This is a genomic window from Hymenobacter sp. APR13, assembly GCF_000737515.1.
Taxonomy (GTDB): Bacteria; Bacteroidota; Bacteroidia; order Cytophagales; family Hymenobacteraceae; genus Hymenobacter.
Genome location: NZ_CP006587.1, coordinates 2305877 through 2330543, shown reverse-complemented (window position 1 = coordinate 2330543; position 24667 = coordinate 2305877). Strand labels below are relative to the sequence as shown.

The 24667-nt window shown below is 61.5% G+C and carries 23 protein-coding genes and 1 tRNA gene; 10 read left to right on the top strand and 14 right to left on the bottom strand.

Going from position 1 to position 24667, the window contains the following annotated elements; all coding sequences use genetic code 11:
• Positions 1–35: 35 nt before the first annotated feature.
• From ytxJ to N008_RS09695, 4 genes are all read right to left on the bottom strand, one after another.
• Complete coding sequence (gene ytxJ, locus N008_RS09710) at positions 36–380, bottom strand: bacillithiol system redox-active protein YtxJ (protein WP_044015617.1); 345 nt, start codon at positions 378–380, stop codon at positions 36–38.
• Between the two features lie 14 nt (positions 381–394).
• A complete protein-coding gene (locus N008_RS09705; RefSeq protein ID WP_044015615.1) occupies positions 395–712 on the bottom strand; it encodes a hypothetical protein in 318 nt (105 codons plus the stop codon).
• 78 nt (positions 713–790) lie between these two features.
• On the bottom strand, positions 791–1078 hold the full coding sequence (locus tag N008_RS09700; RefSeq protein ID WP_156109184.1) for a hypothetical protein: 288 nt from the start codon (positions 1076–1078) through the stop codon (positions 791–793).
• 134 nt (positions 1079–1212) lie between these two features.
• Positions 1213–3261: a thiamine pyrophosphate-dependent enzyme gene (locus N008_RS09695; RefSeq protein ID WP_044015611.1), complete on the bottom strand. Its 2049-nt coding sequence runs from the start codon at positions 3259–3261 to the stop codon at positions 1213–1215.
• Between the two features lie 323 nt (positions 3262–3584).
• On the opposite strand from N008_RS09695, the gene N008_RS09690 reads away from it, so the two are divergent.
• The 3 genes from N008_RS09690 to N008_RS09680 all read left to right on the top strand — a co-directional run bounded on the left by N008_RS09690 (position 3585) and on the right by N008_RS09680 (position 9229).
• Positions 3585–6215, top strand: a complete 2631-nt coding sequence (locus tag N008_RS09690; RefSeq protein ID WP_081910713.1) for a SusC/RagA family TonB-linked outer membrane protein — start codon at positions 3585–3587, stop codon at positions 6213–6215.
• Between the two features lie 66 nt (positions 6216–6281).
• Positions 6282–7730 carry a hypothetical protein gene (locus tag N008_RS09685; RefSeq protein ID WP_044015608.1) on the top strand — a complete coding sequence of 483 codons (1449 nt, stop codon included), beginning with the start codon at positions 6282–6284 and terminating at the stop codon, positions 7728–7730.
• 215 nt (positions 7731–7945) lie between these two features.
• Complete coding sequence (locus N008_RS09680; protein WP_044015606.1) at positions 7946–9229, top strand: M16 family metallopeptidase; 1284 nt, start codon at positions 7946–7948, stop codon at positions 9227–9229.
• A gap of 131 nt (positions 9230–9360) precedes the next feature.
• Here the strand turns inward: N008_RS09680 and N008_RS09675 are convergent, their stop codons facing one another.
• The 4 genes from N008_RS09675 to N008_RS09665 all read right to left on the bottom strand — a co-directional run bounded on the left by N008_RS09675 (position 9361) and on the right by N008_RS09665 (position 11451).
• Positions 9361–9993 carry a hypothetical protein gene (locus tag N008_RS09675; protein WP_156109182.1) on the bottom strand — a complete coding sequence of 211 codons (633 nt, stop codon included), beginning with the start codon at positions 9991–9993 and terminating at the stop codon, positions 9361–9363.
• Positions 9994–10129: 136 nt separating this feature from the next.
• The gene (locus N008_RS23120; protein WP_156109180.1) at positions 10130–10405 is read right to left on the bottom strand and encodes a hypothetical protein; all 276 of its coding nucleotides are present in this window, start codon (positions 10403–10405) and stop codon (positions 10130–10132) included.
• Between the two features lie 133 nt (positions 10406–10538).
• The gene (locus tag N008_RS09670) at positions 10539–10895 is read right to left on the bottom strand and encodes a hypothetical protein (RefSeq protein WP_156109178.1); all 357 of its coding nucleotides are present in this window, start codon (positions 10893–10895) and stop codon (positions 10539–10541) included.
• A 64-nt stretch (positions 10896–10959) separates the two neighbouring features.
• Positions 10960–11451 carry a hypothetical protein gene (locus tag N008_RS09665; RefSeq protein ID WP_044015601.1) on the bottom strand — a complete coding sequence of 164 codons (492 nt, stop codon included), beginning with the start codon at positions 11449–11451 and terminating at the stop codon, positions 10960–10962.
• 290 nt (positions 11452–11741) lie between these two features.
• On the opposite strand from N008_RS09665, the gene pheS reads away from it, so the two are divergent.
• From pheS to N008_RS23115, 4 genes are all read left to right on the top strand, one after another.
• Positions 11742–12779: a phenylalanine--tRNA ligase subunit alpha gene (gene pheS / locus N008_RS09660; RefSeq protein ID WP_044015599.1), complete on the top strand. Its 1038-nt coding sequence runs from the start codon at positions 11742–11744 to the stop codon at positions 12777–12779.
• A 171-nt stretch (positions 12780–12950) separates the two neighbouring features.
• The gene (locus N008_RS09655; RefSeq protein ID WP_156109176.1) at positions 12951–13424 is read left to right on the top strand and encodes a hypothetical protein; all 474 of its coding nucleotides are present in this window, start codon (positions 12951–12953) and stop codon (positions 13422–13424) included.
• 94 nt (positions 13425–13518) lie between these two features.
• Positions 13519–13592, top strand: a tRNA-Asn gene (locus N008_RS09650).
• A 278-nt stretch (positions 13593–13870) separates the two neighbouring features.
• Positions 13871–14044, top strand: coding sequence for a hypothetical protein (locus N008_RS23115; RefSeq protein ID WP_156109174.1), 174 nt, complete (start codon positions 13871–13873; stop codon positions 14042–14044).
• Positions 14045–14119: 75 nt separating this feature from the next.
• On the opposite strand, the gene N008_RS21545 is transcribed toward N008_RS23115, so the two are convergent.
• From N008_RS21545 to N008_RS09620, 6 genes are all read right to left on the bottom strand, one after another.
• Positions 14120–16555: a T9SS type A sorting domain-containing protein gene (locus N008_RS21545; protein WP_052381385.1), complete on the bottom strand. Its 2436-nt coding sequence runs from the start codon at positions 16553–16555 to the stop codon at positions 14120–14122.
• Positions 16556–16782: 227 nt separating this feature from the next.
• Positions 16783–17466 carry a sterol desaturase family protein gene (locus N008_RS09640; RefSeq protein ID WP_081910712.1) on the bottom strand — a complete coding sequence of 228 codons (684 nt, stop codon included), beginning with the start codon at positions 17464–17466 and terminating at the stop codon, positions 16783–16785.
• Between the two features lie 59 nt (positions 17467–17525).
• Positions 17526–18068 (bottom strand): shikimate kinase, encoded by a 543-nt coding sequence (locus tag N008_RS09635; protein WP_052381384.1) that lies wholly within the window; start codon positions 18066–18068, stop codon positions 17526–17528.
• A 110-nt stretch (positions 18069–18178) separates the two neighbouring features.
• Positions 18179–19237 (bottom strand): ABC transporter permease, encoded by a 1059-nt coding sequence (locus tag N008_RS09630; RefSeq protein ID WP_044015596.1) that lies wholly within the window; start codon positions 19235–19237, stop codon positions 18179–18181.
• A 168-nt stretch (positions 19238–19405) separates the two neighbouring features.
• Positions 19406–20512 (bottom strand): BT_3928 family protein, encoded by a 1107-nt coding sequence (locus N008_RS09625; RefSeq protein WP_044015594.1) that lies wholly within the window; start codon positions 20510–20512, stop codon positions 19406–19408.
• Positions 20513–20702: 190 nt separating this feature from the next.
• Complete coding sequence (locus N008_RS09620) at positions 20703–21257, bottom strand: DUF1599 domain-containing protein (RefSeq protein WP_044015592.1); 555 nt, start codon at positions 21255–21257, stop codon at positions 20703–20705.
• A 96-nt stretch (positions 21258–21353) separates the two neighbouring features.
• Here N008_RS09620 and folP point away from each other — a divergent pair, with 96 nt between their 5' ends.
• From folP to N008_RS09605, 3 genes are all read left to right on the top strand, one after another.
• Entirely contained in the window at positions 21354–22235 is an 882-nt protein-coding gene (gene folP / locus N008_RS09615) for a dihydropteroate synthase (RefSeq protein ID WP_044015590.1), read from the top strand.
• On the top strand, positions 22232–23068 hold the full coding sequence (gene cdaA / locus N008_RS09610; RefSeq protein ID WP_044015588.1) for a diadenylate cyclase CdaA: 837 nt from the start codon (positions 22232–22234) through the stop codon (positions 23066–23068). Before folP ends, cdaA begins: the two co-directional genes overlap by 4 nt.
• A 322-nt stretch (positions 23069–23390) precedes the next feature.
• Positions 23391–24575, top strand: a complete 1185-nt coding sequence (locus N008_RS09605) for a hypothetical protein (protein ID WP_044015586.1) — start codon at positions 23391–23393, stop codon at positions 24573–24575.
• Positions 24576–24667: the final 92 nt, after the last annotated feature.

Sequence of the window (24667 nt, the reverse complement as noted above, 5' to 3'; positions counted from 1 at the left end):
GGCATGGCGTTCTGGTTGGGAGCAGACAGCGGGACTTAGCCGGATACGGCCTGCTTCACGTCGGCGAGGCGGATGCCCATGTGGGAGGCGTCGTAGCGGCACTCGCCGTCCTGGATGAGCAGCAGCTGCGGCGACTCGTGCTGCACGCTGAACTTCTGGGCTATTTCCTGCGAGATGGGCCGGAAGCGCAGCAGGTCGAGGTAGTAGATTTTCACGTTGTCGAGGCCGGCATCGGCCCACTGGCGCTCAATCTTGCCCTTGGCGGCGGCGCTGATGGAGCAGGTGGTGCTGTGCTTGAAGATGAGAACCGGCTGCTCCTGCGATTCGCGCACGATGTCAAGGAGCTGCTCGGATTGGGTGAGGGGTTGCCAGGGAGTCATAAAGGGAGTTGGTATTAGTTGGCGGGCGCGTCTTTTTTCTTTTTGCGAAGACGCAAACCCAGGGTGCTTGGTTCACTTACGCGCGCCGCCCCGGTTTTGTCGAATTTATAGTTGCGAGTCTGGGCTTCGCTGCCGGGAGGGCGGCTGCCTTCGCCGGGCTTCAGCGTTTCCTTGTTCACGGCCAGGTGCGAGTCTTTGTACGGCGCGGGATACTTGCGGGCGTCGCGCAGGGAGCGGCGGTTTTCGGCCCGGCGGTTGACGGGCTGGGTCTGGGCCGAGGCCGTGGAAACCGACAGGCACACCAGCCCGAGCAGGAGCAGCAGATAACGCATAGGATACAACAAGGAAGAAGTGAAAATGGCCCTCAGGGGCCTAACCGGATACGCGAAAACCGCGCCGAAGGCTGCCAACTAAAACGGCAGCGTGATGCCCAGAAACTTACGCTGCCCAACTTTGCGCTGCACGCGGCGGCGCTCGTACTTGGGCTTTTTAAGCAGGCCGTTTTTGTCGTAGCTGTTTTTCTGCGGTTTCAGCTCGGCCGGCGCGGCGGCGGTGCCGTCGGCGTTGGCATCGGTGGCGCGGGCCCCGCGCTTCAGCTTGGGCTGGGGCGGGCCTTTGGGGCTGGGCAGCGCGTAGCGGTGGCAGCTGCCGCCAACCAGCAGCGCCCCCAGCAAACACAGCGTAACGAGTGGTTTCATAAGAGTAGAAATTCGATAAAAGAACGTCATTCCGAGCAGCGCGAGGAATCTCGCTAGTGTGGTAAATATTAGCAATCCAACGTCAGCACGCGAGATTCCTCGCGCTGCTCGGAATGACGTTCTCACTCCCTTCCCTAGTAGCTCAGCAGCTTCTCCACGGCTTCGCGGAGGCGCTGCTGGGGCAGGAACTGCTTTTCGAGGTTGGGTGAAAACGGAATGGCGGTGTCGAGGGAGCCGACGCGCATGAGGGGCGCGTCGAGGCTGCGGAAGCAGTGCTCAGCAATCCAGGCCCCGATTTCGCCGCCCAGGCCGCCGGTGAGGGTGTCTTCGTGGAGCAGCAGCACGCGGCCATTTTTCTCCACCGTCTGGCGCACGGCGTCCTCGTCCCAGGGCAGCAGGGTGCGCAGGTCCAGGATGTCACAGTCCAGGTTCAGCTCTTCGGCCAAAGCCAGGGCCCAGTGTACGCCCGCGCCGTAGGTGATGATGCTGAGCGTGTCGCCCTCGCGCACCAGCGCGGCCTTGCCGATAGGCGTGGTGTAGTAGGCGTCGGGCACCGGGGCCGAGATGCTGCGGTAGAGCTGCTTGTGCTCGAAGTACAGCACCGGGTTGGGGTCTTCGAAGGCGGCGCAGAGCAGGCCTTTGGCATCTACGGGGTTCGAGGGGTACACCACTTTCAGGCCGGGCGTGTGCGTAAACCAGGCCTCGTTGCTTTGCGAGTGGAACGGGCCGGCGGCGGTGCCGGCGCCGGTGGGCATGCGCACCACCACATCGGCGTTCTGGCCCCAGCGGTAGTGGCTTTTGGCCAGGTTGTTCACAATCTGGTTGAAGCCGCAGGTCACGAAGTCAGCAAACTGCATTTCCACCATGGCCTTCTGGCCCTTGATGCTTAGGCCCAGCGCCGCACCCACAATGGCCGACTCGCAGAGCGGCGTGTTGCGCACCCGCGCCTTGCCAAACTGCGCCACAAAGCCGTCGGTGATTTTGAACACCCCGCCGTAGTCGGCAATGTCTTGGCCCATAAGCACTAGCTCTGGGTAGCGCTCCATGCTCTGCCGCAGCCCGTCGGAAATGGCATCGACGTAGCGCTTGTCGGTGGTGCCTTCGGCAGTGCTTAGTGCTTGGTGCCTAGTGCTTAGGGGAGAGGAAACAGTATTGCCGTCCGTCACTTTTTCACTAAGCACTAAGCTCTCCGCACTAGGCGCGAAGCTGCGGTACATGTCGCCGATTTCCTCGGTGAGGCTGGCAGTGGGCATGGGCACGGCGTCGGCCACGCGCAGGCCTTCCTCGATTTCGCGCTTGATGGTTTCGCGGTAGCGCATGCGGGCTTCCTCGTCGAGGATGCCCTCGGCCAGCAGCCACTTTTCGTAGTTCTCCACCGGGTCTTTCTGGGCCCACTCCTCAAACAGCTCCTGCGGCACGTACTTGGTGCCGCTGGCTTCCTCGTGGCCGCGCATCCGGAACGTGAGGGCCTCCAGCAGCACGGGGCGCGGGTTCTGGCGCAAATCCTCAGCAAGGCGGCGCACGGTGTCGTACACTTCCAGCACGTTGTTGCCGTCTACCTGCACAGCCTCCATGCCGTAGGCGGGGCCTTTGTCCACGAAGGAGCGGAAGCGGAACTGCTCGTTGGAGGGCGTGCTGAGGCCGTAGCCGTTGTTTTCGATGATGAAAATCACCGGCAGCTGCCACACGGCGGCCACGTTCAGGGCCTCGTGGAAGTCGCCTTCGGAGGCGCCGCCGTCGCCGCTGTAGGTCACGGTTACCTTGGGGCGGTCGGCCAGCTTATCGGCCAGGGCAATGCCATCGGCCACGGCCAGCTGCGGCCCCAGGTGCGAAATCATGCCCACAATGTGGTGCTCGTTGGTGCCGAAGTGGAAGCTTCGGTCGCGGCCCTTGGTGTAGCCGGTGGTTTTGCCCTGCCACTGCGCAAACAGGCGGTCGAGCGGAATATTGCGGCCCGTGAACACGCCCAGGTTGCGATGCAGCGGCAGGATGTACTCGTCGTCGTCGAGGGCCAGGGTGCTGCCCACCGAAATGGCTTCCTGCCCGATGCCCGAAAACCACTTGCTGACTTTGCCCTGCCGCAGCAGAATCAGCATTTTCTCTTCAATCAGGCGCGGCTTGAGCAGGGCCTGGTAGAGGTGCAGGAGGGTTTCGTTTGAGTAGTCTTTCCGGTCGAAGTTCATCGGGAGCAGGCAGAATTGGTGGGTGGCGCCAAAAGTACGGGTTTGGGTTGGATGCACCGAACTGCCCCGGTCAGACGCCGGAGGCGTCCGACCGGTTGCTGCAAGCTGACGTTCCTGCCCCACCGTTCAGGCAAGTATGCTCGGGCGGCGCGTACGGCAGCCGGTCGGACGCCTCCGGCGTCGGACCGGGGCAGCATCAGCAGGCAGCTGAGCGGGAGGAATCATTGGGGGTGACTGCGAAATTATTGGCGGCCGGATTGTGAAATCAGCGTCCGGCCGGCATCTATCTTCGTGCCCTGATTTCCCTTTCCTATCCTGCTTCTATGACCCGATTATTACCGCTAAGTTCTTTGTTGCTGCTTTGCCTTCCGGCCCTGGCCCAGCAGCCGGATACCACCCGGCTGCGAGAAGTCGTGGTGCTGGATTCCGTGCGGTGGGTGACGCACAGCTGCCCAATAGCGCAAACCTTGTACACGTATGAGAAGCCGCTGAGCCCCTTCGTCCCCCTGCAGGAGCAGCTCCGACAGGTAGCGGGCGTGCAGGCCTCGCCGTACTCCGGGGCGCCGGGCGCGCAGGTGGCGGTGCGGCTGCGGGGCGCGGCCTCGCTGGCCCGCAACGCGCAGCCGCTCTACGTGGTGGATGGCGTGCCGGTGTACCAGAACATGGGCGAGAGTGCACTCCAGACCACCTACGGCGTGCAGCAAGCGCAGGTGTACGGCCTCAACCAGCTGCTGAACCTGCCCAATGAGGACGTGGAATCGGTGACGGTGCTGCGCGGGGCCTTCGAAACCGCGGCGTATGGCGCGCAGGGCCAGAACGGCGTTATCAGCATCACCACCAAGTTGGGCCGCCTCAACCAAACGCCGCAGGTGCGCTACAGCGGCTACGGCGGCGTGCAGCAGGTGCGCCGCCGCTACGACTTGCTGAACGCCCGCCAGTACGCCGAATTCCAGAACGAAGCCGCCCGCAACATTGGGTATCAGGAGCCGTTTTCGGCGGCTGAAGTGGCGGCCCTGGGCGAGGGCACCGACTGGCAGCGGGAAGTGCTGCGCGTGGCGGCCCTGCAGGAGCACCACCTGAGCGTGGCGGGCGGCCGCCCCGCCACCCGCTACTACGTGGGCGCCGACCACCTGCGCCAGAACGGCATCGTGGAAAACTCGCAGCTGCGCCGCTACGCGCTGCGGGCCAACGTGCAGCAGCAGCTCACGACCCGCCTCACGCTGGACGCCCGCGCCGGCGCCAGCCAGACGGAGGCCCGCCTGCCCCCCGAAGGCCTCGCGCTGAACATGCTGACGGCCGCGCCGGTGTTTCCGGCCCGCTTGCCCAACGGCGAGCTGAATGACGACCTGCAGTTTGGATTCAATCCGCTCAGCCAGGCCCTGCGCCAGACGCGCGAGCCCCGGCAGCGGCAGCTGCTGGCCCGCCTGGAGCTGCGCCAGCAGATCGGCCAGCACCTGACGGCCAGCCTGCTGGGCCATGCGGAGTGGAACCACCTGCGCCGCACCAGCCTCAGCCGCATTGGCGGCAGTTCCCCCACCTCTGAAAGACGCCAGTTGGAGGATCGGCAGCGGCGGCAGCTCAGCTACCGCGCCGCCCTCAGCTATGGCCGCACCCTGGCCGGCCGCCACGCCTTCACGGCCCACCTGCAGGCGTATCGCCAGGACGTGCAGCAGCACGACAGCTCCCAGACGCGCACCACCAGCGGCAGCACGCAGGTCATCGAAAACAGCCGCAGCCAGAATGAGTACCAGCTGCTGACGGCCAGCCTGCAGGCCGGCTACACCTACGCCGGCCGCTACGCGCTGCAGGCCAGCCTCCGCCACGACGGCAGCAGCGCCTTTGGCACTGAGGAGCGCCAGCAGTGGAGCCCCGGCGCCCAGCTAACCTGGCACGCGGGCAAAGAGGCATTTCTGCAAGACAATTCCATCGTGTCGCAGCTGGATATACGAGCCGGCATGGGGCGCACGGCCAACACCGGAAATTTCTACGGCCAGAACTTGTTTGTGCTGGTGCTCGGCGGCTCGGGCGGGGGAGGCGTGCGGGCGACGCCCATCCGGGAAGTCACCAACCAGCAGGATGCAGGGCTGCGGGCCGGGCTCTGGCACGACAAGCTGCTGGTGGAGGCCAGCGCCTACCAGCGCCGGACGGCCCTGACCACTGTTTCGCTGTTTGGCCGCACCGACGACGCCGGCACGCTGCGCGCCCGCGGCCTAGAGCTGAGCCTGACCGGCACCTGGCTGAGTGGCTCCCGCTGGCAGGCCGGCACCACCCTGGCCCTGGCCACCCAGCAAAGCCGCTACGACGGCGACCAGCAAGGCTGGGGCAGCAACAACGTGCAGCTAACGGTCGACGGCGACCCACTGGCCAATTTCCGCGGCCTGCGCTACCTCGGCCCCGATGCCACCGGCCAGGCGCGCTACGCCGGCAGCACGCCCGCCTCGCCCGAGGGCACCTACGAAAACCTGGGCTCGGGCCTGCCCGCCCGGCTGCTGGGCTTCACGCAGCACCTGCGCTACCAGCGACTGAGTCTGCAGCTGCAAGCCGATGGTGCCTTCGGCCATCAGGTGTACAACCTCAACAACCGCTACCTCGACGACCCCGGCGGCTTTTATGACAACGGCAGCCACCGCCTGCTCAGCCGCTGGACGCCGGCCAACCCCAACACCGACGTGCCGGCGGCCGGCGCGGGCGTACGCGCTGGCAGCTCGTATTTCCTGCAGTCGGGCAACCACGTGCGCCTCTCCAGCCTGCTGGTGAGCTACGAGCTGTGGAAGCAGGCCGCGCGCAGCCTGAGCGTGTGGGTGGGTGGCCAGAATCTGCTGGTGCTAACCAACTACCGCGGCTTCGACCCCGGCATGAGCAGCGCCGGCGCCGACGCCAACCAGGCCGGCCTCGACGCCGGCGCCTACCCCACCGCCCGCACCGTGCTGGTGGGCGTGCGGGGAGAATTTTAAGGCTGGCAAAACCCCTGTAACTTGCGTAGCCCGGCCAGAGTCAATTGGCCGGGCTACTGCTTTTCAATGAAAACACGCGTACTCTTTTGGGGCCTGATCCTGTTTGTGCTGCTGGATCTGGCCTTCACCTTTTTTCAGGCCAACCAGCTGCCGCTGGAAGGCGACATGATAGACATTGTGCTGCCCGGCCCCCTGTGCCGGCAGGTGCTCCAAGACCCCTTCGGCTGGGCCGTGCTGACGCGCAACGAAGTGTACGTGGCGCCCAACCGCTTTTTCGCGCACGCCGCCATGAGCGGCTACTTCAAGACGGTGCCGTTTGCGCTGCAGCGCCTGCTGCCGCCCATTGGCAGCGTGTACGCCGCCTGCGCCCTGTTTGGGGTGGCGGTGCAGGCGCTGCTGCTCTACGTGCTGGCCGTGTACAACACCGGCAGCTACTCGCTGCGGCGCTGGCAGCCGTGGGCGGCGGCGGCGCTGCTGGTGCCGCTGTTTCAGCTCGGCGGCTACAACGACCAGATGGGCATCCTGGACCGGGCCATCACCTACACGTTTTTCTACGCCTTCCCGATGGCGCTGCTGCTGCTGCTGCTGCTGCCGTTTTACCTGGCGGCCCGGCGCGGCGAGCCACTGCGGCTGAGCTGGCCGCGCCGCCTGGCGCTGGTGGCCCTGATGGTGGTGCTGGCCTTCAACGGCGCCATCATCACGGGGGTGGTGGCGGTGCTGTTTTTCGGGATTGGGATGCATTGGCTGCGGCAGCAGTGGCAAGCCGGGGCGCGGTTTGGGCTGGGCCAGTGGCTGAGCCGGGTGCGCCAGCTGCCGGTACTACCGGTAGCGCTGCTGGGCATTTTCACCCTACTGTGCCTGTACTCGCTCTATATCGGCCGCAATGAGCTGGAAGGCACCGAGCACACGCTGCCACTCCTGGAGCGCTACGCCCGCATCCCGTCGGGCATCTGGTGGCTGATGCGCCGCCCCGGCCTGCCCGTGCTGCTGGCGGCCACTCTGCTGAACGTGTGGCTGATCCGGCGCAGGCTGCCGGTTTCCGACGAAAGCCGGCTGGTGCAACAGGTACTGCTGGGCCTGGGGCTGTTTAGCCTAGTGTATGTGCTGCTGCTGCCGCTGGGCGGCTACCGCGAGTACCGCCCACTCATCATCCGCCGCGACTCCATCATGCCGCTGCTGCTGGGTTTGATGTTCCTGTACGGCATCAGCACCCTGCTGCTGCTGCGGCAGCTGCCGCGCCAGCCGCAACGCCGCTACCTGGCGTGGGTGCTGGTGGTGTCGGCGTTCTTCATGCTCTCCGACCAGCCCACGCTCACCAACAACAACGACTGCGAGCGGGCCAGCCTGGCCCGCCTCGCCGCTTCGCCCGAGCCGGTCGTGCGCCTGGGCGAAGGCTGCACCGTGGCCGCCTGGTGGAAAATCAACGCCCCCCAGTATTCCGAAACCAGCGCCCAGTTGATTCAGTACTGGGGTATCACCAAAGACGAAAAACGCTACTACCTGCAGGGGTGGTAGTGTTTGGGGATTAGAGATTAGGGAGCAAGGATTATGGAGTAGGGATTGGGGTTAGCAAATAGGCTGTTCGAGCTAAGTTCAGCGGCACAACATGGTTTCTAGGTCCCCAGTCCTTAATCCCCAATCCCTAATCCCTAATCCCTACTCCCCATTTCCGAACCCGGCGGGCCAGCCAATGGTTAGCCTTTTATCTAGTTTCTCCCCGCTCCTTCTCCATGATTCATTTCGAAGAATTTACGCTGGCCAACGGCCTGCGCTGCATTGTGCACGAAGACCATACCACCCCGATGGCCGTGCTCAATGTGCTCTACAACGTGGGCGCCCGCGACGAAGACGCCGACCACACCGGCTTCGCGCACCTGTTTGAGCACCTGATGTTTTCGGGTTCTGTGAACATCCCGAGCTACGACGAGCCGTTGCAGCGGGTGGGCGGCGAAAACAATGCCTTCACCTCCCCCGACATCACCAACTACTACCTCACCGTGCCCGCCGCCAACCTCGAAACCGGCTTCTGGCTGGAATCCGACCGGATGCTAAGCTTGGCTTTCTCGGAAAACGGGCTGGAGGTGCAGCGCAAAGTGGTGGTGGAAGAGTTCAAGCAGAACTACCTCAACCAGCCCTACGGCGACGTGTGGCTGAAGCTGCGCCCCCTGGCCTACCAGCACCATCCCTACCAGTGGGCCACCATCGGTAAGGAAATCAGCCACATCGAAAACGCCGTAATGGACGATGTGCGGGCCTTTTTCAAGAAGCACTACGCCCCGCAGAACGCCGTGCTGGTAGTGGCCGGCGCCGTGACGGTGGCCGAAGCGCGCCGCCTGGCCGAAAAGTGGTTTGAGCCCATTGCGGGCGGCCCGGCCTATGAGCGCCAGCTACCCACCGAGCCCCGCCAGACCGAGCCCCGCTTCCTGGAAATAGCCGCCGACGTGCCCCTGAGTGCCCTCTACAAAGTGTACCATATGCCCGCCCGCAGCGCCGACGACTACTACGCCGTGGATCTGCTGAGCGACCTGCTGGGCCGCGGTAAGTCCAGCCGCCTGTACCAGCAGCTGGTGAAGGAAAACCCATTGTTCAATTCCATTTCCGCCTCCGTGACGGGCTCCCTGGAGCCGGGCCTGCTGGTGGTGAGCGGCAAGCTCAACACCGGTGTGACGCTGGAAGCTGCCGATGCCGCCGTAGAAGCCGTGCTGGCCACCCTGCGCGAGGCGCCGGTAGCCGACGACGAGTTGGAAAAGGTGAAAAACCAGGCCGAAGCCAGTATCGTGTTCGGGGAAATCGAGCTGCTCAACCGCGCCATGAACCTGGCCTACAGCAAGCTGATGGGCGACGCCAACCTCGTGAACCAGGAAAGCGCCCGCCTGCAGGCCGTGACGCCGGCCGCCGTGCACGCCGCGGCCCAGGAAGTGCTGCGCCCCGACAACTGCAGCACGCTCTACTACCGCGCCCAGCCGGCCGCCGAAACCGTCCCGGCCACCCTGGCCACCGCCGACGCCGAGTAGACCAGCCGGAGAACCACTAGCAGCGTACCGACTCACGCTCCATAGCTTGACAACCAAAGTCCATAGAAAAGGCCCGGCCGACAATACGTCGACCGGGCCTTTTCTATGAAACGCAAACAGGTTAGATGGGCTTACCAGCCGCTACCGCCCGAGCCCCAACCGTCATCCTTCTTTTTAGCAGGTGCGGCTTTCTTGGCGGCCGGTGCAGCAGCCTTTTTGGTGGCCGTAGTGCCGCCCGACGCCTTGGTGGCGCTGGCCGAAGCAGCTACTGGTGCAGCAGCGGGCTCCGGAGCGGCGGCTACCGGCTCCGGCTCGGGCTCCGGCATGGGCGCGGCTACCACCGGATCGGGGCGGCGCACATTGCGCTTGATGTAGGGCGCCAGCGGACGGCCCCGGTAGTCAGTAGTAACCCGGTGCGAAGGCGCGGCCGTAAAGCCGGGCGCTACCACCGAACCGCCCGGCTGGTTGCTGGTGCCCGCTGCCGACATACCGCCCCCACCGAAACCAGCCTGGCTGGAAACGGCATCGGCGGCAGGAGCCGCGACTGGCTCAGCAGCTGGCGCCTCCATAGGAACATCAGCGGCGGCCGGAGCAGCAGCAGCTTTCTTAGGTGCGGCTGCGGCTTTCTTGGGAGCCGGAGCAGGCGTGCCCCAGCCGTCCGACGAGCCCCAGCCGTCGTTGGCCTTCTTTTTGGTCTGCGCCAGCGCAGGAACGGTTACGAGGAATGTGCCGGCCAGCAGCAACGGTAAGGCAAAACGATTCATTAGATCTAAGATTAAAAAGTGCTGCAAGATACGGCTCTGCCTTCTGGCAAGAAACCTTCCGTGTACATTCTTGCGAAACGCATTGCTTTGCCAGAAGTTCCTGTTGGCGCGGGAATTAATGGGCCACACCGCCAGCCTATTGCTTGGTCGGCTTCTGGCTGGGTTTGGCGGGCGCAGCCGGCGTACTGGGGGTAGCGGCTGGTGCAGCAGGTGTCGGAGCAGCTGCACGTGTTTCGGAAGCTGCATCAGGAGCCGCCACCGGCTCCTCAACATCGGCGGTGGCCGCTGGCGCGAAGGGCTGCACGGTTGCCGGTTTGGCCGGCGCTGGTTTGGCTTTAGCAGCCGATTGGGCTTGAGCTGTCAGGGCCAGCAGGCAGCAAGCCAGGGTGGGCAATAGTGGGAAACGTACCATAACCTATCAGATGAATGGTGGGACATTCTATAAGTTACAATTTATTTCCCCCTTTTCCTCAAGCACTTACCCAATGCTTGATACGCCAAAAGCCCAGTCAGCAGACTAGGCTTTTGATGAGCGAACCGGAGCCTTATGGCTTGCGGCGGACCGCCGACTTTTCGGAGGAGATGGACGAAGCCCCGGTAGTAGCAGGCTTTGGGGCTTTCTTCTTCAGTGGCCGGCCCATGTAGTCGGTGGTAGGCGGGCTGGGCATGTTCAGGCGCAGGCCCGGGGCCAGTTTCAAATTCTCTTCGTCGCGCCGGCCCGACCGGTCGTAGCGGGCATAGGCACCGGAGCGGGCCTTGGCGCGGGTGTTGCTGGTGCGGTGGTAGCCGTTGGCTGCCTTTTTGGTACCGCTGGGGCGGGTAGTTTTTTGGGCCTTCGCCTCCGATACCAGCAATATGCCTAGCAGAGTGAGACCAACAGTGAAAGCAGAGACGATACGCATGGCAGAAGTCGGCTAGAAGGTTGGCAATGAGCTACCATACGCAGCCACCACGCATCCGGATGGATTACCAGCTGGCAGGCTCGCTGGATGCCACAGTGCTGTTTTCGGTGGTGCTTTTACCCAGCGTAGTAGAGGCTTTGGCTTTCTGCTTAAGCGGACGGCCCCAGTAGTCGGTGCTCACGCCACGGTAGGGAGCCGTGTTCATGCCGGGGGCGGCCATTACCCCCGACGACTGCATCATAGGGTCGGTGCTGGCCTGCTCCTGGTAAGCCAGCTCTTTAGCGGCAGCCGTGGTGCGGTTGGTTTTCTGCTTTTTCTTGAGCGGGCGGCCCCAGTAGTCGGTGGTAGGGCGGCCGTGCAAGCTCAAGCTCTGGCCGGGGGCCGTGTTCCAGCTCATGGTATAGGCAGGAGCTGCCTCGGCTTCGGTAGGAGCTACGGCGGCGGGCTCGGCCAGTTCATCCAGCCAGGAGTTGGCGCTGGCAGGCAGTTCGCCCTGGGCGAAAGACGTGCTGAACGAAGCAGCTACCAGAAAAGCGGAGAGAAACAAGGATTTCATAGCCAGAAGAAAATAAGATGGCGGAAAGACAGAAAAGCAAACCGGGCCTCGGCAGCAGAACGGGCGGCGCCCCACGTTCCGGCAACTAGCCGCTGGTGTCTGGCCTAAGACAGCAACCATACCAATTTCCTCTTTTGGGCGGCCGGCCAAGCTTGATTTTCCAGCAAAACAGCTTTTGTAAAGCTTAGAAGCAGTTTTTAATCAGCATTTTTTTTCTCAGCGCGCACTTTTCCCCTAGCGCAACCCTTGATTTTCTTACTCACCCCGCAACTGCCTACCTTTGTTGTACTATGCAGGAGAACATCACCCGGCTGCGCGCCGAAATAGACGCGTACGACCTTAGCACCCCCGAGCAGCTCGACCAGTTCCGCATCGCCTACACGGGCCGCAAAGGCCAGCTGGCCGACCTGTTTGATCAGCTGAAAACCGTACCGCAGGAGCAGCGCCGGGCCGTCGGGCAGGAGCTCAACCAGCTCAAGCAGCTGGCCCTTGCCCGCTTCGAAGGCCGCCAGCAGGAGCTGGAAGCCGCCACGGCCACCGCCCCCGCCGACCCCACCTTCGACTACACGCTGCCCGCCGTGCCGCAGGCGCTGGGCACGCGCCACCCCTTGAGCGTGGTGCGCGAGGAAATTGTGCAGATTCTGGCCCGTATCGGCTTCAACGTGGCCGAAGGACCCGAAATTGAGGACGACTGGCACAACTTCACGGCCCTCAACTTCCCCGAAAACCACCCCGCCCGCGACATGCAGGACACCTTCTTCGTGCGCCGCACGCCCGGCGAGCAGGAGTGGGTGCTGCGCACGCACACCAGCCCCGTGCAGGTACGCGTGATGCAGGCGCAGAAGCCCCCGATCCGGAGCATCATGCCCGGCCGCGTGTACCGCAACGAAGCCATTTCGGCCCGCGCCCACATGATGTTTCATCAGGTGGAGGCACTGTTCGTGGATGAAAACGTGAGCTTCGCCGACCTCAAACAGACCGTGTACCACTTCGTGCAGGAGCTGTTCGGCAACGATGTGCAGGTGCGCTTCCGCCCCTCCTTCTTCCCCTTCACCGAGCCCAGCGCCGAAATCGACATCACCTGCCTGATTTGCAAAGGCAAGGGCTGCAACATCTGCAAAGGCACCGGCTGGGTGGAAATCGGGGGCTGCGGCATGGTCGATCCGGCCGTGCTGGAGCAGTCCGGCATCGACCCGGAGCGCTACTCCGGCTACGCCTGGGGCATGGGCATCGAGCGGATTACGATGCTCAAATACCAGATCAAGGATCTGCGCCTGTTCACGGAAAACGATATGCGTTTCCTGCGGCAGTTCGAAAGCGTGCAATAAGCCCGCCCGAAACCCGACTTCAGACTACAACCCGCATTCTGCCGTTGTGATGACGGAACAAGTACCAAGGGCCGTATAACGGCCTGTGCTACGGTTCTGCCGCCACAGCGGCAGTTGCCGTTTGATGGCACTTGCCTGGCCGTGCGGCCCGTTTTATCTACACTTGTTTCCATGAACCCAGCCCACCTCTTTTCTTCCGTCGACTCTTTGCCGCGTTGGCGCGCCCTTGCCGGGCTGCTGGCCTTTGCGGGGACGCTTGGGCTGGCTTCCTGTGATTCGGGCTCCAACGCAGTGGAACCTCAGATTCCGCTAGTGGCCTTTAATACGCCCATCAACCTCACCAACCAGGAGTATGTGGCCCTACGCGCCGACAACGGCGCGGCCTACGTAACGGGCGGCGTGCGCGGCCTGATTGTGGTGCGCCAGAACGCCAGCACCTACGTGGCCTTCGAGCGCAACTGCCCTTACCGTGCCAACGACACCTGCGCCCGGGTCCGCATTGATGCGTCGCGGCTGTTTCTGCGAGACGCTTGCTGCGCCTCCCAGTTCGACCTGCTGGGCCGCCCGCAAGCCGGTCCGGCCACCCGTCCGCTGCGCCAGTACACAACTTCTTTGTCTGGTAGTATCCTGACAATCACGAACTAGTCGAAAAAGCGCATTTTTTTTAGCCCTATGCTTGCACAAACTTTTAATTTGCTCTAATATTGCACCAGCAACGGCAAAAAACGCCGCCATAACCGCTTCCTTAGCTCAGCCGGTTAGAGCATCTGACTGTTAATCAGAGGGTCCCTGGTTCGAGCCCAGGAGGGAGCGCTCAGAGTGAAAAAGCCCATCGTATCCCGATGGGCTTTTTGTTTTCTAAATACGCACATTCTGTCAGCAGCGTAAAGTCAGGCAGTATTTACAGTTGGCACTTGTCATCCAGAGCCGATACGCCATTCAGTGCTGGTAGCCGGATAATGATGCTTCGACCACAGGCTGCCTTAGTACAGCACACTAGGGTTGTAGATCAACCTTTTGTCAGCCGGGCTAGTACACTTTTAAAAAAGCCCGAATACTCGTGGCCCGACACCTCCTCTACCTCTCCCGCTATGCGCGCTATTCGTTTCCCCTTCCTGGCAGCCCTGATGGTGCTGCTCACCTTCTCGCTCAGCAGCTGCGACGCCATCGGCACCATCTTCAAAGCCGGCGCCTGGACGGGCATCATCGGCGTATTTCTGATAGTGGTGCTGCTCTGGTTTGTCATTACCCGCATCCGGCGCTAGTTTATTGTCAATCGTAAAACTAACAAGGGCGGCCCCGCGGGGCCGCCCTTGTTAGTTTTACGATTGATAACGCGGCTATTCTTTCACCACGCGCAGCACCTTGGCGCCATGCGCTGCATCAAGCTTCAGCAGGTAGATACCAGCCGGCTGGGCCTGCAGATCCACGGTGCTATGGCCGTTGAGTTGCTGCATGACTTTGCCCAGCGTGTTGTGCACCGTACCCGTCACGGCCACTGGCTGCCCGCCCGCGTCCAGCACCCGGAATATGCCAGTACTCGGGTTGGGTGCCAAAGCCAGCGTCTGTAGTACATCGGCACAAGTGGTGCAGCCCGTCACAGCTACAATTGGCGAGTAGTGGTAGGTTCCATCCAGATCGGTCTGGCGCAAGCGGTAGTAGGCAAGGCCATCCAGCGGCTGCTGATCCAGGTAGGAATAGCTAGAGGCCTGCGAAGTGGTGCCACGGCCGGCTACGGTGCCAATACCTTCAAATTCGCGTCCATTGGCACTACGCTCAACTACAAAATAGTCGTTGTTGAGCTCCGAAGCAGTTTTCCAATCGCACCGCACGGCTTTTGGCGTGCGGGTAGCAGCGAAGGCCGTAAGCGTTACGGGCAGCACCCCACCCGGCCGAGACGACACCCCGAACGGCGAAAAGCTGGTAATGCCGGTGCGTGATTGCGCATACACATTCGCCGAAACCAAGGCAGGTGCCTGCTCAGCATATGACTGGTCCCAGCCACCATTTAGATAATGGTTTATATGAGCGGCAGCCGCCACAAAATCTGACGTGACATCGGTAACGTTGTTCCACTGCAACTTCATCGTGATGTTGGAGTTGCCAAGCACTTCTTCCGCAACAAACCACGTCTTCTGCACCGTTTTGAGTAGTACGGGTGATGAGCCGACTCCCGCATCGGAGTATTGCGCGAATACGCCATTTCCTACTCGCACGCTGTAAGTATCCTCTGACTGAGTTGCTGTCTGGCTGAGCGTCACAGGATTGTAGGCAGTGGCGGAGGTACCTACCGGGAATAGCACGCCAACACCTGTGTTGGTCACAGTCTGTTTCAGGCTCCCCGTGTTGTTGGTCACAAATACGCCAGCGGTTCCGGTGATGGCTGCGCCTTTCTGTAGGGTCACATCATAAGCATTGAGCGTAAGAGTAGTGGTACCCGTTGCCGCAAAAGCAAATCCGGTGCTAACCAGCATATTTCCCGCCAACGCTTTCGGTCCCACACCCTTTAACTGCACATTGCCATACACTCCACCCTTCACAGTCTGTTCGGTGGTGCCATCGTTACTATACACCACTGTGCTGCTTTTATTCAGCGCCCCAAGTACAAGTGTAGGATTGGAAGTGCTTTCCAGGATGAGCGTAGAGCCAGGGCCGACATCCACGGTAGCTGCCAGGGCATCATTGGCCGCCACCCGGAACGTGGCGGCAGTGCCAGCATCGCCACCTACAATAATCTTCGAGTTCAGCCCGCCGACAGTCCAGTTATTTGCAATTCTGTCGGCCGTGGCAGACGTGCCCCGTACGTAGTAGGTGCAGTTAGGCTGGTTGAAGTCGGTGGGTGCTGTCCCGGTACCATCCGCGTTTACCCCCCACGAATTCTTGTTGTCGAGGTTTTTATTGTCGGCGTCAGCAGAGTAGAAGATATTGGTTTGCGGCGTAATCACTACATCGTCGATACTTAAGCCGTTACCATTAGTTGACGTGTTGAACACGTAGCCCCAGCGTATCATTATTTCCTCACCAATGCCCAGCTCAAGATTGGTCAGCGTTGTGCGTAGTACCCGCCGATTGGTAGGGGCGTTACCATTGCGAGGCGCAATGGCCGTGGAGGTAGATGGGGCATCTACCCGCAACGCCGCTTCTGTAGTCCAGCCGGTGGTGGTGGAGAGATAGAGCGCGTTAGGGGATGCGGCAGGAATATCACCCAGGTTCTTCTTCCATGCCACCTCCACAAAGGCAGCCTGTGTGTTGCTGGAGTTATACCATTGCTCCATGGCATACTCTACCTCCAGTTTCTTGATGACTTTGGTAGAAGTATTCTTCAGACGGATACCAATGTAGCCTTTGCCAGAACTGGTATTAGTAGCGGCAATGCCTCCCAAGGCCCGGTCGGAGCTGCCAGAGGTACCGAAGTGGTACCAGCCGGCACCCGTCGGCTGCCCCTGTGGATTTACTTCTGCCCCTTTCGCCCCATCATCACTGGGTATAGTAGAGGTACTAGAAATGCCCGTGAACTGGTTGTTGGTAAACAACGGCCGTTCCTTCGACTCGAACTCCGCTCCTACCCCATCCAATGTGTAGCGGGTGTATACCCCTTTGATGGTAGTGTTGCTGGTGAATGTGGCATTGGTGCCTGCCAGCCCATCAAAGTTCTGGCTATAAGGCCCCAGTCCGTTGGTATTGGCACCTACATTGTCCTTGAATTCATACTGGGCTAGTGCCTGGGTTGCGCTGCCCAGCAACATAAACATTAAGATTAAGTAGCTTTTTTTCATCAGCAAAAGATGTATAAGTGGGACAATTTGGGGTAGCAAAACAGTTGTTGCTGTAGCAAATATTACAATTTACTAGCTCACGCTTCTACTTATTATCATATTTTTTTGTATTAAAACAGGCTAATATTCACTATGTATCTTCTCCACTCCTATACAGGCATAAAAAAACTGCGCTGCCTCTTAAGGCAGCGCAGTAGTTGTAACAGCATTTAATGTCACCAGTAGTCTTAACCGGCTTTCTTCTCCGGCGGCATAGTGCCGATGATATGGTCCCAGAGCGTGGTGCTTACACCAAAAGCAATTTCGTCTTGCCGGTAGTGGTGCTGGGCGTGGTGATGCCACCATACTTTCAGGAAGTTCTTTGGGGGCGAGTACACGTGGATGGCGTAGTGCACGAACAGGTACAGCGCGTAGCCGAACACGAAACCCGCCAGGATGCCGAAACCGGCATTGCCGAACGTGAAGCGGAAGATGAAGAACAGCAGCGACGCCACAAACACCGTCAGGATGGGTGGCATGGCCAGGCGCGTCTTATCCTTAGGGTACTCGTGGTGCACGCCGTGCATGGTATACTGAAACTTGGCCTTGCGAGGCGTGTTGGCCTTGAGGTGGTACACATAGCGGTGCATCAGGTATTCGGCCAACGTGAACAGGAACCACCCGCCCAAAAACAGCCCGAATGCTGACAAGCCCGACAGCAGGCCTCGGCTCAGACTATAGTAAAGGCTCACGCCCGCCACGCCAAAGAAAATGCTGAGCGGCCCGGCAATGTGGGTGTGCGTGAGGCGTTCCAGCACCGGATTTTCGAACAGCTGTGCCGAGCCTTTGTGCTTGGGTTTCACGGCTTGCGCCGCAGCAGCTGGGCTGGATTTAACATCAGGAGTCGGAGCAGCAGGCGCAGTCTGATTCATGGAGACAAGTATCTGATTCAAGGGGCAAAAGTACGCAGCGCAGCGTAAACCAGCATCGGCTAGGCCAGAGACAGGTACTGAGCCAGCAGCCGCCGGACGTTCTCCACGGAGCAGGCGTCAGCGGTGCAGCGTAACGGTGCGCGGTCGTAAAACCTCGTTCGGTGGCGCAAGGTTTCATCTAGGCGGCTAATCAGGGCGGCGCGGTCGGGCAGGCCGGCCAGCAGGGGGCGCTGTGCCGCCGCCGCCAGAATGCGCGCCGCCAGCTTTACTACGGGCACCTCCAGGTACAGCACCGGGCCATCGGCGAGCAGGGCCTCCAGGTTGTGGTGGAAACAGGGCGTGCCGCCGCCGGTGGCCAGCACGAAGCGGCCGGGCTGTTGCTGCACCTCGCGCAGCGTGGCGGCTTCCCGCGCCCGGAAATAGTCTTCGCCCTCGGCCGCGAAAATATCGGCCACGCTGCGGCCTTCCCGGCGAACTATTTCCTCGTCGAGGTCCAGGAACGGCAGTTCGTAGGCCACCGCCAGGCCGCGGCCCAGCGTGGTTTTGCCGGCACCGGGCATGCCAATCAGGTAAAGGCGCTGCAGCTCAGGTTCGGAGGCCATACGCAGTTAAAGTAGTGAGACATGAGTACTGAGTATTGAGATATTCTGCAGTGAATTGACACCTATGCATTTGTCAGTCACCTAAATACTCAATACTAATATCTCATTCCTTAGGAAGTCAGCTTGACGCGTGGGTCGAGGACGGCGTAGAGCACGTCCACGGCAATGTTCACGACCACAAACAGGGCCGCAATGAAGATGGTAGCGCCCATCACCACCGGAAAATCCAGGTTCTCCACGGCCCGCAGCGTAACGGTGCCCAGGCCCTTCCAGTTGAAAATGTACTCGATGAAGAAGGCGCCCGCCATCAATGAAGCCAGCCAGCCCGACACAGCCGTCACCACCGGATTCAGGGCGTTTTTGAGGGCGTGGCCCACCACCGTGCGGTAGCCCGAAAGGCCCTTGGCCCGCGCCGTGCGGATGTAGTCCTGCCCCAGCACGTCGAGCATGCTGGAGCGGGTGAGCTGCGTGATGACGGCCAGCGGCCGGATGCCCAGCGCAAAGGCCGGCAGCAGCAGGTTGCGCAGCACCAAGTGGCGGCCCGTGAAGGCGTCGGTTTCGAAGAGCTGGCCCGTGAGGTTGAGGCCGGTCCAGCGGCTCCAGTAGAAACCGAACGTAATGGCAATCAGGATGGCGGCCACAAAGGAAGGCACCGAAATACCGAGCACCGACGTGGTAATCAGCAGCCTATCGAGCCAGGTGTGCGGCTTGAGCGCGGCTACCACTCCAAACGTAATGCCCAGCACTGCTGCCAGCAGCATGGCGGCCAGCGCCAGCCACAGCGTGCCCGTGAAGTGGTCGAGCAGGATGGTGAGCACCTCTTTGTTGCTCTGGAAAGAGCGCCGCAGATACGGCGTTTTCAGCACCACGGCCCGCTCGCCCAGCGGCAGCAGCGTGAGGCCGCCGTACTTGGCCGTGCCCGCCGAGTCGCGCGGGTGCACGCCCACCGGCGACACATCGTTGAGGTAGCCGAGCAGCTGCGCGGGCAACGGCTGGTCGAGGCCCAGGTCGGCGGCAATGGCGGCGCGGGTGGCGGCGTCGGAGCGCTGGCCGGCCAGCAGGGCCACCGGGTCGCCGGGCAGCACCTGAAACAGGAAGAACACCGTGAGGGCCACGCCCGCCAGAATCAGCAGGCCATGCCCCAGCCGGCGCAGAAGGAAGGTGAGCATGCAGTAAAGGTAGTGCGGCGGGCGGTCATTGCGCAGCGGTTATTGCGACGCTAAAAGCACGTCATGCAGAGCGGAGCGAAGCATCTCGCCAGTGTGGTATAATCAGATACTACACTGGCGAGATGCTTCGCTCCGCTCTGCATGACGTGCTTTTAGCGTCGTCCTGTCTTAAAACAGCTTCTCGACCTTGTACAGGTCGGGGATGTCGTGGTAGTGGTATTTGGCTTTCACCACGCCATCCTGCAGCACCATCAGGCCGGGGTTGGAGCGGATCATGGACTTGAGCACGGTGGCGTCGGCGAAGTAGAACGGGCCGGGCAGGTTCACGTCGTGGCGGAACGAGTCGAACTTGGGCGGGCTGGTACTGGTGATGGTGAGAGCCTTAATGTTGCGGCGCGACTTGCCGGCGGCTTCCATCAAATTGTTGATGACTTTGAAACGCTCCCGGTCGGTCTTATTGGTGTTCTGCACGATGAGCACCAGCTTGTTGCCTTTCAGCAGCTCCTGCGTGTAGGAGTTACCCTCCACATCCGACACCTCAAAATCCGTAATCAGGGCCTTGGAAGCCTCCGGGTTCAGGGCCTCCATACTCTTGTACTTCCACGTCGAGTCGGTGGGGTACTGGTCGAAGGTTTTGGTTTCGCCGTTGCGCTCCATCACGTACTGGTAGCGCGCCTGCTCCTGCGGCTTCATCAGCTGCCCGATGTTGTTGCCAACCTTGTAGGGCAGGAAGTCAAAGTACGGCAGGTGGCCTAGGGCGCGCACTCCGATGCCGATGGCCGTGGCCGAGGCCAGCGTGATGTACATCACGCCCAGTTGGCCCTTGGCGAAGCTGTAGCGCAGAAAGCGCTGGTTAAAGAACACCACGGCCCACAGCCCCAGCAGCACCACGTCCTTGCTGAATGACTGCCACGGCGTGAGCTTGATGAAGTCGCCGAAGCAGCCGCAGTCCGTGACCTTGTTGAAAGCCGCCGAGTAGAACGTGAGGAAGCCGAAGAACACCAGCAGCGCCAGCAGCACCCACAGCGTTTTGCGCAGCATCCAGCGCAGCAGCAGTGCCACACCCAGCACTACTTCCAGCGAGCTGAGCACGATGCTGATGGTGCGGGCGTAGTCTTTGAAAAACAGAAAAAAGCTGCCGAAATCCTCGGCAAACACCTCGAAGTACTCTTCCAGCTTCAGGGCTGTGCCCACCGGGTCGTTGAGCTTGATGAGCCCGGAGAAGATGAACAGCGCCCCCAGCAGCAGCCAGCAGACTTTGGTAACTAATTTCATAACAGTGTTTTGGACCTTTGAAGTCAGAAGAGCGTGGTTGGTTCGGCAGGAGTGGGCAGCGGCGACTTGGCACCGCTGAGACTTGGCCGGAGCCCGCCGCCCCCGCGCCGCGCAGTACATACGCTAAACTCAACCGCCGGATGCAGGCTGGGCCAGAATGAGCTGTAAGATACAGCCCCGCCCCAACACGCTACGCCGCCGAAACGCCGAATCCTTTTTTAATCAGCACAAACACAGCGTAGTTGAGCATGTCGCGGTAGTTGGCCTCCACCCCTTCCGACACGCGCGTGGCGCCGGCCAGGTCCTCGATCTGCTTGGTGCGGTGCAGCTTCATCAGGATGATGTCGGTGATGCTTTCGATGCGCATCTGGCGCCAGGCTTCGCCGTAGTCGTGGTTTTTGGCGAACAGCAGGCGGCGGTTTTCGGCAGTCTGCTCGTCGTAGGCAGTGGCCACGGCTTCGGGCTCCAGCTCCAGCGGAGCGTCGGCGGGCAAACGCAGCTGCATCAGCGCCATCACGCAGTAGTTGACGATGGCCACGAACTCCCCGTCCACGCCGTCCTCAACCAGTTGGCGGCCTTTCTCCTGAATGCTGCGGATGCGCTGGGCCTTGATGTAAATCTGGTCGGTGATGCTGGGCAGGCGCATGATGCGCCAGGCCGTGCCGTAGTCGTGCGTTTTGGCCACAAACAGGGCGCGGCACTGCGCAATCACCTGGTCGTATTCGTGCTGGGTTTGATTCTCCAAGTTTTTGAGGCTATTTTGTTGCAATTCGCCTTTTTCGTCATGCTTCGACTGCGGCTGCGACTTCGCTCAGCATGACGTTCATTTCCGCCCGAAACCATGCTCCAGGCCCCGCAAGATACGTGTTTCCCCGCTGCGCAAACCCTGCGCTGCCCCGGTGGGCGCCTGCTCGATCTGCGTCGGCCGCAGGTGATGGGCATCCTCAACCTCACCCCTGATTCGTTCTTCGAAGGCAGCCGCATCGAAACCGAAACCGACCTGCTGCGCCGCGCCGAAACCATGCTGCTGGCCGGGGCCGCCGTGCTCGATCTGGGCGGCTACTCCTCGCGCCCCGGCGCCGAGCACATTTCGGAAGACGAGGAAAAGCACCGCCTGCTGCCCGCCGTGGAAGCCGTGCACCGCGCCTTCCCTGAGGCCCTGTTGTCGGTGGACACGTTCCGGGCCGGCGTGGCGGCCGAGGCCGTAGCGGCCGGCGCCGCCATCCTCAACGACATCAGCGGCGGCACCCTCGATGCCGACATGCTGCCCACCGCTGGCCGGCTGGGCGTGCCCTACATCCTGATGCATATGCGCGGCACGCCCCAAAACATGACCCAGCACACCCATTACGAGGGCGACCTGGTGCTGGAGCTGGTGCGCTACTTCCGCGACAAGCTGGCCGTGCTGCGCCAGCACGGCGTCACGGACGTGGTGCTCGACCCTGGCTTCGGCTTCGCCAAAACTCCGGCCCAAAGCCACGAGCTGCTGCGCCGCCTACCCGAGCTGCGGGTGCTGGGCCTGCCGATTCTGGCGGGCCTCTCCCGCAAAAGCATGGTGTATAAGCCGCTGGGCCTCACCCCCGACGCTGCCCTCACGGGCACGGTGGCCGTGAACACGCTGGCCCTGCTCAACGGGGCCCGTCTGCTGCGCGTACACGACGTGGCCGAGGCCGTACAGACCGTGCAGCTCGTTTCCAATACTTTTCCCCCGTTTCCGTCGTGATTGGCTCGTTCTCCATCGGCTTCCTGCGCATCGGCTGGATAGACGTCGTGGACGTACTGCTGGTCACGGTGCTATTTTATCAGCTGTATAAGCTGCTGACGGGCAGCGTCGCGCTGAAGATTTTCCTGGGCTTCATGTCCATCTACCTGTTTTATCTGGTAGTAAAGGCGGCCGGCATGGAGCTGCTGACCAGCATTCTGGGGCAGTTTATGAGCGTGGGCGTGCTGGCCGGCATCATTTTGTTTCAGCAGGAAATCCGGCGGTTTCTGCTCAACATAGGCAAGGCCACAGCCTTTGAGCGGATGCGCATGTTTCCGTGGCGCCGCGACACCGAGAATGCCGAGCGCCTCAACGTGACGCCTTTCGTGGAGGCTGCCAAGAGCTTGGCCGGCAAGCAGACCGGCGCCCTCATTGCCTTCAGCCTCGCCTCCGACCTCAAGCCCTTCGGCGACACCGGCGACCTGATCGACGCAGCCGTTAGCAAGCGTCTGCTACTGAGCATCTTCAACAAAACCAGTCCTTTGCACGACGGCGCGGTTATCATCAGCCGGGGCCGCATCAAGGCGGCGCGCTGCATCCTGCCCGTGAGTGAAAATCCCGACGTGCCGGCGGCCCTGGGCTTGCGGCACCGCGCCGCCATCGGCCTGACGGAAGTGACAGATGCCGTGGTGCTGGTGGTGAGCGAGGAAACCGGCCAGATTTCGTTGGTGCGCGGCGGCGAGGTCTTCCGCAACCTGGCTCCCGCTGACCTGCGCGCCCGCCTCAACGAGTTCCTGTTCGACGCGGCGCCGCGGCCGGCCGCAGCTGCTACGGGCGCCGAAGTGGCGGCGTAGCAGCTTAGAGCAGTTTCCACCGCTTCCGAAACCATTGTCGTTGCATGGGGGACGCCAGCCTTGCCGTTCGCTTCCCTATAATAGATAGCTGCCGACTTGCAGTAGCTGCCATAAAATTTTATTTTTTAAATATATAATATTATTACTATTAATAATCGTCTATATTTCATACGCTTATTACCTCTATGCAGCCACTTGTGCTGTAGCGCGTAGCCGCTACTTGGCGCAGCGGCGGTACGTGAGGAACCATTGCCGACGACTTATCCTACCGCGTATGCACCACGTTACACCCCGTGCCTTTGGGCACTGTATGCTTCTGGGAATGCTTTTGCTGCTGGCTGCCCCAGGCGCTTTGGCGGCCCCCGCTGCCTGGCTACCAGCTGACGACCCGGCCGCCGCACTGCTCAAGGAGCAATTGCAGGTTATTCAAAAGGAGTTTCCGGGATTCGTGCCGGGGCAGCTGTTCCGTGACCAAGGAGTTTCCTACCTGTTTCTGGATAGCAAGCTCGAGCCCATTGCCACAACCACCCTGCCTTCTTGCAACGCTGCCAACAGTTCTTACAAGGTGGTAGTGGTCGACCGGCCTGCATCCGATACCACCAAGTATAGTGTGAGCCTGGAATCCGCCATTATTCCGCCACCAGATCTTGCTATAAATCAAGGCATCTTCGCAATAGACGGAGGTGCTTCTCCTCCTACTACAGTGCTGGCCCAGCAACAGGTGGGCCCACTAACCGGACAGCTGGAAATAACTGTCACGCTAAACAAGGAAACAGCCACTAAGACGCTGGAGCTTGTGACGCGCAAAGTCCTAAAATTTCCCGACTGCGACGCCAACTACCAAGTGGGTATCTTCGTGGGCACGAACGCCAGCTTCCTGAGCCGGCCTGAGAATATTGAGCGGTATGAGCCAGTGGCCGGGGGGCCGGCAACGCTGGTAGCCGACAACCCCACCACGCATCTGGCCGTGTCATTGATGGCCGTGTTTTACCCTTCGCCCCGGCGGTTTGGGTATCAGTACCGTGACCTGGATTTCTGGCAGCGCTGGAATATGTCGTTTGGCACGCGCATCGGGCCCAACCTGCTCGACGACTTCCTGCTGGGGCTCAACTACGAGGTGTCGAAGGGGCTGAACCTGGGGGCGGGCGTGCACTACGGGCAGCACCGGGTGGTGGCAGGCCAGCCCGATTTCGACTTCGGGCGCGACGTGTACGAGAAGGCCACCTTCTCGACGGCGGCCGACACGCGCATGCGCTGGGACCCGGCCTTTTACATCGGGGCCAGCCTGGACTTGCGGGTGCTAGGAATACTGCGCGGCCGCAATACTGAGCAGAATGCACTCTTGCCCAGCAGGCCGAATCCCTCTCCGCCTGCCACCCCCGCCCCTGCTGCCCCTGCAACAGGCGCAGGCGGCAGCAACACGGGCAGCAACGGCGGAACTCTTCCGCTGGCGCCTGCCGCCAAAGCTGCTCCCGCCCCGGCTGCTCAATTTTCTAAACGCAAATAACCCTATCCCGCCATGCTGACACGCTGCTGCTTACTGCTGCTGCTGGCCACGGCCCGGCTTACCCTCGCCGCCGATGCTGGCGACACCTCACC